General features: G+C 64.1%; 13 protein-coding genes. 4 read left to right on the plus strand and 9 right to left on the minus strand.

Features of this window, described 5'->3' with window-relative positions:
* Window positions 1–148: 148 nt before the first annotated feature.
* Together RMN73_RS05910 and pyrC are read right to left on the minus strand one after the other, a co-directional pair.
* Window positions 149–649, minus strand: a complete 501-nt coding sequence (locus RMN73_RS05910) for a hypothetical protein (protein ID WP_309602396.1) — start codon at window positions 647–649, stop codon at window positions 149–151.
* A gap of 64 nt (window positions 650–713) precedes the next feature.
* Complete coding sequence (pyrC, locus tag RMN73_RS05915; RefSeq protein ID WP_309602397.1) at window positions 714–1,730, minus strand: dihydroorotase; 1,017 nt, start codon at window positions 1,728–1,730, stop codon at window positions 714–716.
* 22 nt (window positions 1,731–1,752) lie between these two features.
* Here pyrC and RMN73_RS05920 point away from each other — a divergent pair, with 22 nt between their 5' ends.
* Together RMN73_RS05920 and RMN73_RS05925 are read left to right on the plus strand one after the other, a co-directional pair.
* Window positions 1,753–2,436, plus strand: a complete 684-nt coding sequence (locus tag RMN73_RS05920) for a folate-binding protein (RefSeq protein WP_309602398.1) — start codon at window positions 1,753–1,755, stop codon at window positions 2,434–2,436.
* Window positions 2,426–4,399, plus strand: a complete 1,974-nt coding sequence (locus RMN73_RS05925; protein WP_309602399.1) for a TonB-dependent receptor domain-containing protein — start codon at window positions 2,426–2,428, stop codon at window positions 4,397–4,399. Before RMN73_RS05920 ends, RMN73_RS05925 begins: the two co-directional genes overlap by 11 nt.
* Here the strand turns inward: RMN73_RS05925 and RMN73_RS05930 are convergent.
* From RMN73_RS05930 to RMN73_RS05950, 5 genes are all read right to left on the minus strand, one after another.
* Entirely contained in the window at window positions 4,396–5,058 is a 663-nt protein-coding gene (locus RMN73_RS05930; protein WP_309602400.1) for a cyclase family protein, read from the minus strand. The genes RMN73_RS05925 and RMN73_RS05930 overlap by 4 nt on opposite strands.
* A 7-nt stretch (window positions 5,059–5,065) precedes the next feature.
* Window positions 5,066–5,653 (minus strand): hypothetical protein, encoded by a 588-nt coding sequence (locus RMN73_RS05935; protein WP_309602401.1) that lies wholly within the window; start codon window positions 5,651–5,653, stop codon window positions 5,066–5,068.
* Window positions 5,643–5,906, minus strand: a complete 264-nt coding sequence (locus RMN73_RS05940; RefSeq protein WP_309602402.1) for a hypothetical protein — start codon at window positions 5,904–5,906, stop codon at window positions 5,643–5,645. Before RMN73_RS05940 ends, RMN73_RS05935 begins: the two co-directional genes overlap by 11 nt.
* Window positions 5,903–8,578 carry an aconitate hydratase AcnA gene (gene acnA, locus RMN73_RS05945; RefSeq protein ID WP_309602403.1) on the minus strand — a complete coding sequence of 892 codons (2,676 nt, stop codon included), beginning with the start codon at window positions 8,576–8,578 and terminating at the stop codon, window positions 5,903–5,905. Before acnA ends, RMN73_RS05940 begins: the two co-directional genes overlap by 4 nt.
* An 84-nt stretch (window positions 8,579–8,662) precedes the next feature.
* Window positions 8,663–9,637, minus strand: a complete 975-nt coding sequence (locus RMN73_RS05950) for a magnesium transporter CorA family protein (RefSeq protein WP_309602404.1) — start codon at window positions 9,635–9,637, stop codon at window positions 8,663–8,665.
* A gap of 79 nt (window positions 9,638–9,716) precedes the next feature.
* On the opposite strand from RMN73_RS05950, the gene RMN73_RS05955 reads away from it, so the two are divergent.
* Together RMN73_RS05955 and RMN73_RS05960 are read left to right on the plus strand one after the other, a co-directional pair.
* A complete protein-coding gene (locus RMN73_RS05955) occupies window positions 9,717–10,274 on the plus strand; it encodes a DUF2585 family protein (RefSeq protein WP_309602405.1) in 558 nt (185 codons plus the stop codon).
* 63 nt (window positions 10,275–10,337) lie between these two features.
* Window positions 10,338–10,859, plus strand: a complete 522-nt coding sequence (locus RMN73_RS05960) for an acyloxyacyl hydrolase (RefSeq protein WP_309602406.1) — start codon at window positions 10,338–10,340, stop codon at window positions 10,857–10,859.
* On the opposite strand, the gene RMN73_RS05965 is transcribed toward RMN73_RS05960, so the two are convergent.
* Entirely contained in the window at window positions 10,856–11,284 is a 429-nt protein-coding gene (locus RMN73_RS05965) for a DUF4142 domain-containing protein (RefSeq protein ID WP_309602407.1), read from the minus strand. The genes RMN73_RS05960 and RMN73_RS05965 overlap by 4 nt on opposite strands.
* 94 nt (window positions 11,285–11,378) lie before the next feature.
* Window positions 11,379–12,770 (minus strand): class II fumarate hydratase, encoded by a 1,392-nt coding sequence (gene fumC, locus RMN73_RS05970; RefSeq protein WP_309602408.1) that lies wholly within the window; start codon window positions 12,768–12,770, stop codon window positions 11,379–11,381.
* Window positions 12,771–12,782: the final 12 nt, after the last annotated feature.

Here is a 12,782-nt window from a genome sequence, read left to right on the forward strand (position 1 = left end):
GAGACGGAGGGATTCGAACCCTCGATACAGTTTAACCCGTATGACGCTTTAGCAAAGCGTTGGTTTCAGCCACTCACCCACGTCTCCGGATCGCAGCAGCGAGCGGGCTGTAGCGAAGGCGGAAGGCGGGTTCAACCGGGGAGAATGGTCAATTATTGGTGATGTTCGACTTCGACTTAACGATCGTCTTCGCTGCCGCGCCCGCGCTTTCGCACAGCCCATCGGTATTGCGCAGGGTCATCGGCAACCAATCATCCATGCCCGCGGTCCGCGCCCCCTTGAGCATCTTGACGTCGTAAGTCGGCTTTACCGCGCTCAATTGCGGGGTCGCCGGCCCCCATTCCTTTACGAACGTCACCGGCTTGTGCTGGCGCTTGCCGGAGGCCAAGCCGCTGGCGGCGTCGCGCGGGCCCTTCACCTGGTACCAGGTCTGGGTCAATTTGCCGTCCGAGCAGGCGAGTTTCAGATAAGCGTCGTCGGACACGCCGTCGCCGTCGAGATCGCCGGCCTGGACGACAATATAGGTCGCCGGACTGGTCGGGGACGGGCTGCCGACCGAAATGATCGTCGCCGGGAGCCAGTCGTCGTGGGCCATTGTCTTGGCTTCGGGCGCGGGGGATGCGAGCGCGAACAAGGTGATGAGCAACATGGGGCGTCTCCTCGTGCCTGATGCGAGAATATTGCGCCTCCGTTCCGAGTCGCGCAATGGCCAATCAGGCGAGACGCCAGCCCAGCGCCTGACCGGCATGGAACGGAATCAGGTCGCCAATCGCATCGGGAACCTGGTTTGGCGCGCGGTGCAACGTCACTGATCCCTGGTTTAGCGGCAGGCCGTAGAAACGCGGGCCGTGTTCGGCGGCGAAGCCCTCGAACTTGTCGAGCGCGCCTTCCTCGTCGAACACGCTCGCATAGCTTTCGAGCGCAAACGGGGCGTTGAAAATCCCGGCGCAGCCGCACGCTGATTCCTTGGCGTCGCGGGCGTGCGGCGCACTGTCGGTGCCGAGGAAATATTTCGGGCTGCCGCTGGTGGCGGCGGCGCGGACCGCGAGACGATGCTCCTCGCGCTTGAGGACCGGCAGGCAATAAGCGTGGGGGCGAAGGCCGCCGTCGAACAAGGCGTTGCGACTGAGGTGGAGATGCTGCGGGGTGATGGTCGCGGCGACCGTGGCAGGGGCGTCGGCGACGAACTGCGCGGCTTGCCTGGTCGTGATATGCTCGAACACGATCTTGAGCGCCGGGAAATCGGCGATCAAGCCGGTCAGGATATGGTCGATGAACATTGCCTCGCGGTCGAACACATCGACCTCTGGATCAGTTGCCTCGCCGTGGACGAGGAGCGGCATGCCAATCTTCTCCATCCGCGCGAGCGCCGGGCGGATATTGGCGATGTCGGTCACGCCGCTGGCGCTGTTGGTGGTCGCGCCCGCGGGGTAGAGCTTGGCCGCAACCCACACGCCGTCGGCAAGGCCGCGCGCGAGGTCATGGGGGTCGGCCTGATCGGTCAAATAAGCGGTCATCAGCGGGGTGAAATTGGGGCCGGCCGCGGCAATGATTCGGTCGCGATAGGCGGCGGCTTGCTCGACCGACGTTACCGGTGGGGCGAGGTTGGGCATGATGATCGCGCGGGCGAATTGCCGTGCTGTGTAAGGCGCGACCCGCTCCAGCATATCGCCGTCGCGCAAGTGGACGTGCCAGTCGTCGGGGCGGCGGATGGTGATTGTATCGGTCACCCGCGCCTCTTAGCTAAGGGCGATGGCTCAAACCACCCTCACTGACCGCGCGGTCATCCGCCTCAGCGGCGAGGATGTGCGCGGGTTCCTCGACGGGCTGGTGACCAACACGCTCGATATGCTTCCCGCTTATGCCGCCCTACTCACGCCGCAGGGCAAGGTGATCGCCGATTTCATCATCTGGGGTGATGGCGATGATGTGTTACTCGATGTAGCGGATGCGGATGCGGAGGCGCTGGTGAAGCGGCTGTCGATGTATCGCTTACGACGGGCGATCGTGATTGCGCGTGATGAGGCGCTGGCGGTGCATTGGAGCCGCGACGGTGCCGATGATCCCCGTCTTCCCGCGCTTGGGGGGCGGTGGATTGGACCGCCCGACGATCGTGCGCGTGGCTGGCTCGAACATCGATTGCGACTGGGGGTGTGCGAAGGGGCGAGCGAACTTGGCGACCTGCTGTGGCTCGAGTGCAATGCCGACGAACTTCACGGCGTGAGCTTCACCAAGGGTTGCTTCGTCGGGCAGGAGAATACCGCCCGGATGAACTGGCGAGCGAAGGTCAATCGGCGGTTGTTCGTGGTTGAGGGCGATGGCGGGGAGCGTGTTCGCGTGGCCTATCCCGAACTTGGGTTTGCAGTGGTTCACGCGCGGGTCGAGGCCGTGCCGGCGAACGCAATCATTCCGGAGTGGCTGAACCTTGCCGATTGACGTCGCGCCGGTCGAACAGGCGATCATCATTACCGGCCACGGGCTCGAGGCGGACGACAAGCTCGCCGCCGCCCGCATCATCGACCGCGCCGCGATCGAGCGGTCGGCGTCGGGGCGGCTCGAGGATGTGCTGCGCGATGTCGCCGGGCTGGCGAGCTTCCGGCGATCGGACTCGCGCTCGGCGCACCCGACGAGCCAGGGGCTGACCCTGCGCGGGCTGGGCGGAAATGCCGCGAGCCGGGTCACGCTGAGCCTCGACGGGGTGCCACAGGCCGACCCGTTTGGCGGCTGGATCGCGTTCGGCGCGATCGACCCGCACGCGATCGACCGTATCCGCGTGGTGCGAGGCGGCGGGATAGATGGGCTGGCGGGGAACATCGAGATCGACAGTCGCAAGCCCGATCACAGTATCGCCGGGTTGCTATCGGGCGGCTCGCGGTCATCGTTCGAAGCGCGTGGCTTTGGCGGCGTGCAATGGGCGAGCGGCTTTGCCAGCCTATCTGGAAATTTCGGACGCGGCGACGGGTTCGTGCCGGTGGTCGCGGCTGATCGCGGGGCGGCCGACGAGCGCGCGCCCTATCGCCAAGGCGGCGGCCGGGTGCGGCTCGTGCAATCACTGGGCAGCGACGTCGAAGCGCAATTCAGCCTGTCGACCTATCGCGACCGCCGGAGTCGCGGGACCGATTTCTCTTTCAGTCGCCAGCACGGGACCGATGCATCGGTGCGGCTGGTCGGGCGCGGCGGGCTGCGCTGGTCGGCGCTCGCTTATGCCCAGCAGCGGACGTTCGACACCCAGTTCGCGGCGGTCAATGCCAGTCGCAGCGCCGCCAGCCTGACGCTCGACCAACATGTCCCCGCAAGGGGGGTTGGCGCGCGGCTGGAGGTGCAGCCCAAGATTGGCGCGGTGCGGCTGACCGCCGGAGCCGAATGGCGGCGCGTGACCGGCAAAACCGACGAAGACTTCCGCTTCATCGCCGGATCGCCGACCCGGACGCGGGAAGCCGGCGGGCGCAACGTCACGGCGGGGCTATTCGGCGGCGCGGCCTGGTCGGCGGGCGGGTGGAGCCTTGCGGGCGATGTGCGGGCGGATCATTGGACGATGGCCGAGGGGCGATTGATCGAGGCCGATCTGTCCGGGGCCTTGCTCACCAACAGCCGGTTTGACCGGCGGTCGGGCTGGGAATGGTCAGGGCGGATTGCGGCCGGGCGCAAGCTCAGCGATGCATTGGCGCTTCGCACAGCGGCCTATCACAGCTGGCGCTTGCCAACGCTCAACGAACTCTACCGCCCGTTCCGTGCCGGAGCTGACGCCACCGCCGCCAATGCCGCGCTCGATCCCGAACGGTTACGCGGGGTTGAGGCCGGGGTGGACTGGACCCCGGTCGACGAAGCCAAATTGTCCGCCACCGCCTTCGCCAACCGGCTGTCGGGCGCGATCTCCAACGTCTCGCTGGGTCGCGGCCCGGGCGTGTTCCCCGGGGTCGGCTTTGTTGCCGCAGGCGGGGTCTATCGCGCGCGGCAGAATGTCGACGCGATCGACAGCCGCGGGGTCGAGATTGACGGGACGCTCCAGCGCGGCGCTTGGCGGGCGGAGTTGAGCTACGCCTTCACCGACGCACGCGTCCGGGCTTCAGGCCAAGCAGCTGCGCTCGACGGCAAGCGCCCGGCGCAGGTCGCGCGGCACAGCGGCTCGGCGTCGCTTGGATGGGCCAGCAGCAAGCTGTCGCTCGACGCCACCGCGCGGCTGACCGGGCGGCAATTTGAGGATGACAGCAACAGCCGCGCTTTGCCCGCCGCTTTAACCTTCGACGGAGTCGGCCGGGTCAACCTCAATCGCCACATCGGGATTGGACTTCGCGCGGAAAATATCTTCGACCAAAAGGTGATCGCGACTCTCGCCGCCGACGGCACCCGCGAGCGCGCGCTTCCGCGCACCCTGTGGATCGAATTGAAGCTGCGCTAGCCGATCCGGGCGTAGGCACGGACCGGGAAGGTGCCCATGCCCTTCACTTTGGGCGTGACGGCGGAGAAACGGAAGCCTTGGTCGGGCAGTTTGCCAAGTCCCGTGAGATGCTCGCCGATCGGAATGTCCGCGCCAAGCAGGATCGTATGCACCGGCCGCGAGCGCTGCGCGGTGTCGTCGATATTGTGGCTGTCGATCCCGACGAACGCCGCGCCATTGGCGACGAGCCACTGCGCGGCGGCGGCAGTGAGGAAGGGGTGATCGGTGTAGTAGGCCTCGGTCCGCCAGTGCCGATCCCAGCCGGTGTGGACCAGCACCGCCTTGCCCCGCAAATCGATGCCGGCGAACGCCGCCGCATCGACCGCAAGCCCGCCCTCAAACGGCGCGCGGACGACCAGCCCATCGAGATCGGCAAGCGACTCCAGCGGCAGTTCGGACAGATCCTTGCCGTCGGCATAGCGGTGGAACGGGCTGTCGACGTAGGTGCCGGTGTTGGCAACCATGTCGATCCGCCCGATCTGGAAGCTCGACCCGTCATCATATTTCTCGGCCGACGCTTCACGGGTCCAAAAATCGCAAATGTGCGGTCCGGGCAGGCCCTTGAAGGTAACCATGTCATGCTCGATGACATGGCTCAGGTCGATCAACTGGTGGCTCATTGCGAGATCAACTCCACAGCACGGATAGCGGATAAAGCAGGATCAGGACGACGAGCGCGCCAATCACGACCCGGCGCTGGTTGCTGAGTGCGGCGATGATCGCCAGCGGGAAGAAGGCCCAGCTGATGACGATCGTCCGGATCGCGAACATGTCGCCCATCACGCCAAACCCGATTGCCGTCGCCAGCAACGCGACGTTGCACAGGAAGATTGCGCCAAGAACGGTTCGGCGATGCTTCCAAAAATGCGCGTCGAGGTCGCGCCATTCCTCGGGATCGTCGGGGAAGATCAGCGAGGCGGCGATGTAATAGGTCGCGGTGACCAGGAACCCCGCGAACAGGCTCGGCCAGCTGAACGTCAGCAAGGTCCGCATTGACCAACCATAGGCCCAGAAGGTGACGACGTCGCATGACACAAACAGTCCGAGCAAGGCAGTCAGCCAGCCGATCCGCACCGCGTGGCTGGCCTTCAAGGCGCGCGCGAGGCCGCCAAGTCCCTCTGCAAGGGCAAGCCCAAGCAACAGCCCGAACAGCGAAAAGGCAAACTCGAACCCGCTCATCGTCTCGCCCCTCGGCAGATCAAATTCAGCGAGCAACCGCGCTGCGCTTCATTGCTATCCCGATCAGCGCGACGACGCCAATCCCGACCCAGATGATATTGAGCACCGCCGATGGCCAGGCGCCGTTCCACGCCGAATTGGCGATGAAGCCGAGCGCGCCGACGACGTTCATCAGCTGATAGGAGATGCTCTTGGCGGTGACCTTGCCCGCGGTCAGCAGGCCATAGCCGGCAAGGATCAGCACCGCGCCGATCCAGCCGACGATTTCCATGAAAAGTGCCAAGGTCACGCCGCCAGATTCCGCAGCACATATTGCAGGATGCCGCCTGCCCGATAATATTCGAGCTCGTTATAAGTATCGATCCGGCACCGCGCGATCAGGTCGAGTGTCTCGCCATTAGCGCGCACGACCTTGACGGTGATGTGCTGGCGGGGCTCGATGGTGGCGACCCCATCGATCGAGAAAGTCTCGGTCCCGTCGAGGCTGTAGGTGCCGGCATTTTCGCCGTCGCGATATTGCAGCGGGATCACGCCCATGCCGACCAGGTTGGAGCGGTGGATGCGTTCGAAACTCTCCGCCAGCACCGCGCGGACGCCGAGCAGAATCGTTCCCTTCGCTGCCCAGTCGCGCGACGATCCGGTGCCATATTCCTTGCCAGCTAGCACCACCAACGGAACGCCATCGGCCTGATAGGCCATTGCCGCATCGTAGATGGGCTGCGTGGTGCCGTCGGGCCCGCGCGTCATCCCGCCCTCAACCCCGTCGAGCATCTTGTTGCGGATGCGGATGTTGGCGAAGGTGCCGCGCATCATCACCTGGTGATTGCCGCGCCGCGCACCATAGCTGTTGAACTCGGCGCGCGGGACTTGATGCTCGCTGAGGTAGCTCCCCGCCGGGCTGTCGAGCTTGATCGCGCCGGCAGGCGAAATGTGGTCGGTGGTGATCGAATCGCCGAACAACGCCAGCGCCCGCGCACCGACAATGTCGGTCAGCGGCTTGGGGGTCATCGTCATCCCCTCGAAATATGGCGGGTTCTGGATGTAGGTCGAATGCGCTGGCCATTTGTAGGTGTCACCGCCGGTCACCGCGATGTCGCGCCACTGCTCGTCGCCATGATAGACGTCGGCATAGCGCGCGCGGAACATATCCGAATGGACATGCGCGTCGATCAGTTGGCGGACCTCGTCATTGGTCGGCCAGATGTCGGCCAGCATGACGTCCTTGCCATCGCGGTCCTGCCCGATCGGGCATTTGGTAATGTCGCGGGTGACGGTACCGAATAGAGCGTAAGCGACCACCAGCGGCGGCGAGGCGAGGTAATTGGCGCGGCAATCGGGCGACACGCGGCCCTCGAAATTGCGATTGCCCGACAGGACCGAGGCAGCGACGAGGTCGTTATCGGCGATGGCGGCGCTGAACTTGGGGTCGAGCGGGCCCGAATTGCCGATGCAGGTGGTGCAGCCATAGCCGACCAGGTTGAAACCAATCGCGATGAGGTCTTCGCTTAGGCCCGCCGCGTCGAGATAGTCGGTGACGACCTTGGAGCCCGGCGCGAGGCTAGTCTTGACCCACGGCCGGCGGTCAAGACCCAGCGCGCGAGCCTTTCGCGCGACCAGTCCGGCGGCGACCAACACCGAAGGATTGGAGGTGTTAGTGCAACTGGTGATCGCGGCGATCATCACGTCGCCATGGCCGACGGTGAACTCCTCGCCCGCGATCGCGACCCGCTCGCCGCCTTCCTTCTTGTACGTGCCAATCAATTCGGCGTTGAACAATTCGTCGACTTCGGACAATCGCACCCGGTCCTGCGGGCGCTTGGGGCCGGCGAGGCTCGGCTCGACGATGCTCATGTCGAGTTCGAGCGTGTCGGTGAAAAAGGGATCGAGAGTCGTCGCGTCGCGCCACAGGCCCTGCGCCTTGCAATAGGCCCGGACCAGCTCGATCCGCTCTGCATCGCGGCCGGTCAGTTCGAGATAATCGATCGTCCGCTCGTCGACCGGGAAGAAGCCGCAGGTCGCGCCATATTCGGGCGCCATGTTGGCGATCGTCGCGCGGTCGGCGAGGCTGAGCGCATCGAGGCCGGGGCCAAAGAATTCGACGAACCGCCCGACCACGCCCTTGGCGCGGAGCATCTGGGTAACGGTCAGCACCAGGTCGGTGGCGGTAATGCCTTCTTTCAACTGGCCGTCGAGGCGGAAGCCGACCACTTCGGGGATCAGCATGCTGACCGGCTGGCCAAGCATCGCCGCCTCGGCCTCAATCCCGCCGACGCCCCAGCCAAGTACGCCGAGGCCGTTGACCATCGTCGTGTGACTGTCGGTGCCGACCAACGTATCGGGATAAGCGACTTCGACCCCATCCTGGTCGGGGCCAGTCCACACTGTCTGCGCGATATTCTCCAGATTGACCTGGTGGCAGATGCCGGTACCCGGCGGCACGACCTTGAAATTGTCGAAGCTCTGGCTGCCCCACTTGAGGAATTCATATCGCTCGGCATTGCGCTGATATTCCAGCTCGACGTTACGAGCGAACGAACTGGGGCGTCCGAATTCGTCGACCATCACGCTGTGATCGATCACCAGGTGGACCGGCACCTGCGGATTGATCTTCTGCGGATCGCCGCCGAGCTGCTTCATCGCATCGCGCATCGCGGCGAGATCGACCACCGCTGGGACCCCGGTGAAATCCTGCATCAGCACGCGGGCGGGACGATACTGGATCTCCCGGTTGATCGAGCGGAGCTTCAGCCAGTCGGCCATCGCCTGGAGATCGTCGCGGGTGACCGTCACCCCATCCTCGAAGCGCAGCAGATTCTCGAGCAGCACCTTCATCGAGAAGGGCAATCGTGACACATCGCCAAGCGACTCCGCCGCCTTGGGCAGCGAATAATAAGCGAAACTCTTGCTCCCAACCTCAAGCGTCGAGCGAGTGTTCAAGCTATCGTGGCCCGTCGGGATCATGTTTGCCTCATCTGCTGCGGCGCGGGGCCGAACCCCACGAAACTGCCCGCGCCCTAGCAAGAAGACGCCTTCAAGACAAAGGGCCTAGAGCCAGCCCTTCTTGCGCGCATACCAGTAAGGGAGGATCGCGCTGGCAACGATCAGGGTCAGCGCATAGGGATAGCCAAACAGCCATTTCAATTCGGGCATATGCTCGAAATTCATCCCGTAAATCCCGGCGATCAGGGTCGGCGGCATGAACACCACCGCGAACACCGAGAATAATTTCATCACATCATTCTGCTCCAGGCTGATCAGGCCCAACGTGGCGTCGAGCAGAAAGGTGAGATTGTCGCCGAGGAAATTGCTGTGGTCGTTGAGCGCGAGCGTGTCGGCGACCAGGCTTTTGACGTGGCGGCGGTTGGCTTGATCGGCCTCCATCGAGTCTGTCGTCTGGAGAAAGGTCAGCAAGCGGGTCGAGCTGACCGAGGTTTCGCGCAGCTTGGCGAGCAATTGCTGGGCCTTGCCGATCCGCATCAGCAAGGCTTCGAGCCGCCGCTCGGGGGAGCCGCCGCGGTGGGTGTGGCGATGGAAGATCTGACGGCTGATCGCCTCGATTTCCTTGCCGGCAATCTCGAACTCGTCGGCCAGCCGGTCGATCACAGTATCAAGCAAGCGGACAAACAGGGTGCGCGCATCGCTCGCCATGTCGGGCTCGGCATAAAAATGCTCGGCAAACAGGACGAACGGGCGCGGATCGACGTAGCGGATCGTCACCAGATGCTTATCGGTCAGGATAAAGCCGATCGGATCGCTTGACGGCGACCCTTCGTCGATCCCGTACAGCACCGACATGGTCATGAAGGTTGCGCCGTGAAGCTGGTAGAGGCGGCTCGACGGCTCGATTTCGGCCAGATCTTCGCGGGTCGGGATATTCACCCCGACCAGCTTCTCGGCCAGTTTCTCCTCGTCGGGCGTCGGTTCGAGCAAATCGACCCAGATCGTGCCCTTGGGCAACGTCTTGACCTTGCCGAGATCGATCGGCTTGGCGGGACATTGGGGGCCGAATACTCGAAGCATGGCGCGGGTGATTGCCCGAAGACCCAACTTTTGCAAGCGGCGCCTGTGCAAGTCGTCACGCTTTGCTATGCCGTTCGCCATGACAACAACAACCCGCCGCGCCGCACTCGCCGCGATCCTGTTATTAGCCCTCGCCGCAACCATCCTGTGGGTGATGGGGCGCCCGTCGATCTGCACCTGCGGCACAGTCGATCTGTGGGGTCAGGTCGGCCCCGAACAGAGCCAGATGCTGGCCGACTGGTACTCGCCCAGCCATTTCATCCACGGATTGATCTTCTATGCCTTGCTGTGGCGCTTTGCCCGGCGGCAATCGCTTGAACGGCGGTTCCTGTTGTCGCTTGTCGTCGAAGCGGCGTGGGAGATTATGGAGAATACGCCGCTGGTCATCGACCGCTACCGCGAGGCGACGATGGCGCTGGGCTATAGCGGCGATACGGTCCTCAATTCGATGAGCGACATTGCGATGATGGCAATTGGCTTTCTCGCCGCGCGGCGGCTGCCATTGTGGGCGAGCGTGGCGCTGGTGATCGGATTGGAATTGCTCACGCTGGTGGTGATCCGCGACAATCTGACGCTCAACGTCTGGATGCTGCTTGCGCCGAACGATGCGATCCGTAATTGGCAGGCGGGCACCTGAGGCTAAGGCATTGGCAAAGCGTTGAATTTGCGCCATCAATAGGCGAAAATCTGGAGACGCCCGATGAAATCACTGATCCTGACCGGCCTGGCAATCGCCCTTGCCGGCGCTGCCCCTGCCAATGCCGGTGAGCTGTTCGGCGGACTTTATGTCCACGGTGTCGACACCCCGCTGAGCCTTGGCGGGTCGCCCGAAGGCGGACTCGATGTGCAACTCGGTTATCGGGGCAATGGCGTGACCGGCCTCAAGCTCGAGCCGTACATTTTCGGTGCGGTCAACACTTCAGGCGACACCAATTATGCGGCAATCGGGCTATCGCGGAAGTTCGGCGACAGGATCTACATCCGTCCCGGCGTTGGCCTCGCGATCCACACCGGATCGGCGCGCAATTTCGACAATCCGTTCAACGACAAGATCGAATTCGGCAGCCGCATCTTGTTCGAGCCCGAGCTTGGCATCGGCTTCAAGGCTAGCGAGCGCATGAGCATCGAGGCGAGCTGGGTCCATTTGAGCCACGCGACCTTGTTCGGCCGCCAGAATCCCGGCATCGACAACATCGGCGCGCGGATCAACTTCAAGCTTTAGCGGCCGCGAATTCTCGCCAGATTGCGCTGGGTCACTGGCGCGGCCATTTCTGCCACCGGCCGCAGGGTCGCGCTCGATCCGCCCCGCGCGAAGATCTGATGCGCCTCAAGTGCCCTGCTCAATGTCTGGCCGACCAGCCGGCGATAATCGCGATCGAAATCGGACGATGCCGCGAGCATTGCCAGCTCAGCGGCCAACTCTGGCGACATTTCGGCGCGCGGCAACAGATCGACCCGGCGACCGGCGAAGCTCAACTGCGATCCGATCCCGCGCTGGTCGGCCGCGACCTCGCGCGCATCGGCCAGGATACCCGCGTTGCGCGATTGCTGTTCCGCCAACTCCGATGCGCGGACCGCAAACAAGGCCGCGTTGCTGACCAGTTCCATGTAGATCGCTGGCGACAAGGATGCGGCTGCGCTCGGCAAGACAGTGACCGCTCGCGGCGCTGGGCGCGGGCTGCTCGAGCAAGCGGCGAGGGCGAGCACAAGAGTCACTGCCGCTCCGCGCAGGATCGACGATCTAACGGCCAAGCATGGCTTCCGGTTTGACGACACGATCGAACGTCTCCTCATCAACGAGGCCCAGATCGAGCCCGGCCTGTTTCAGCGTCACGCCCCTCTTGTGGGCATGTTTGGCGATCGTCGCCGCATCGTCATAGCCTATTTCGGGCGCCAGCGCAGTGACCAGCATCAGCGACTGGTTCATCAGCGCCGCGATCCGCAGCTCATCGGCTTCCAGCCCGTCGAGCGTGCGCTGTGTGAAGCTTTCCATCCCGATGCTGAGCAGGTTGATCGAGCGGATCACATTGGCGGCGATCAGCGGCTTGAACACATTGAGCTCGAGATGGCCCTGCAGCCCGCCGACGGTCACCGCGACATGATTGCCCATCACTTGCGCCGCGACCATCGTCAGCATTTCGCACTGGGTCGGGTTGACCTTGCCCGGCATGATCGAACTGCCCGGCTCATTTTCAGGCAGCTTCAATTCCCCAAGCCCGCAGCGCGGCCCCGATCCGAGCAGGCGGATGTCGTTGGCGATCTTGGTCAGGCTGACTGCGAGCGTGTTGAGCACCCCCGACAGCTCGACCATCGTATCATGCGCGGCAAGCTCGGCGAACTTGTTCGGTGCCGAGGTGAATTTGAGCTGGGTCAGGTTGGCGACTTCCTTGGCGAAGGCCTCGCCAAATCCCTTTGGCGCGTTCAAGCCGGTGCCGACCGCCGTCCCGCCCTGCGCGAGGCGCATCACCCGCGGCAACACGCCTTCGACCCGCGCAACATTGTCGGCGATCTGCGCGGCGTAACCCGAGAATTCCTGACCCAGCGTGAGCGGGGTCGCATCCTGCAAATGCGTCCGGCCGATCTTGACGATCGAATCCCACTGGCCCGCGAGCGCATCGAGCCGTTTGTGGATCAGGCGCAGCGCGGGGATCAGCTTGCGACTGACCGCAATCCCGGCAGCGATGTGCATTGCGGTCGGGAAGCTGTCGTTCGACGACTGGCCCGAATTGACGTGATCATTGGGGTGGACCGGGGTTTTGCCGCCGCGCGTCCCCGCCAGCGCTTCGTTGGCGCGCCCGGCGATCACTTCATTGGCGTTCATGTTCGACTGGGTGCCGCTGCCGGTCTGCCAGATAACCAACGGGAATTGCCCGTCGAGGTCGCCGCGCGCCACTTCGCCCGCCGCTTGCTGGATCGCTTCGGCGAGTTGCGGATCGAGCCCGCCAATCCGCGCATTCACCCGTGCTGCGGCCTGCTTCACAAAGCCCAGGGCGTGGACGATCTCGGCCGGCATCCGCTCGGTGGTGCCGAACGGGAAATTGGCCGACGAACGTTCGGTCTGCGCCCCCCAATAGCTGTCGGCCGGGACTTCCAATGGCCCGAAGCTGTCGGTTTCGGTGCGAGTAATGCTCATTGTTCGCCTGTG

It is taken from the genome of Sphingomonas sp. (assembly GCF_031372575.1).
In the GTDB taxonomy this organism is placed as follows: domain Bacteria; phylum Pseudomonadota; class Alphaproteobacteria; order Sphingomonadales; family Sphingomonadaceae; genus Sphingomicrobium.

Bases quoted from the DNA above. Each gene is read 5' to 3' on its own strand.
- RMN73_RS05910 (WP_309602396.1), bottom strand. From the start codon at position 649: ATGTTGCTCATCACCTTGTTCGCGCTCGCATCCCCCGCGCCCGAAGCC.
- RMN73_RS05920 (WP_309602398.1), top strand. From the start codon at position 1,753: ATGGCTCAAACCACCCTCACTGACCGCGCGGTCATCCGCCTCAGCGGC.
- RMN73_RS05930 (WP_309602400.1), bottom strand. From the start codon at position 5,058: ATGAGCCACCAGTTGATCGACCTGAGCCATGTCATCGAGCATGACATG.
- acnA (WP_309602403.1), bottom strand. From the start codon at position 8,578: ATGATCCCGACGGGCCACGATAGCTTGAACACTCGCTCGACGCTTGAG.
- RMN73_RS05950 (WP_309602404.1), bottom strand. From the start codon at position 9,637: ATGCTTCGAGTATTCGGCCCCCAATGTCCCGCCAAGCCGATCGATCTC.
- RMN73_RS05955 (WP_309602405.1), top strand. From the start codon at position 9,717: ATGACAACAACAACCCGCCGCGCCGCACTCGCCGCGATCCTGTTATTA.
- RMN73_RS05960 (WP_309602406.1), top strand. From the start codon at position 10,338: ATGAAATCACTGATCCTGACCGGCCTGGCAATCGCCCTTGCCGGCGCT.
- fumC (WP_309602408.1), bottom strand. From the start codon at position 12,770: ATGAGCATTACTCGCACCGAAACCGACAGCTTCGGGCCATTGGAAGTC.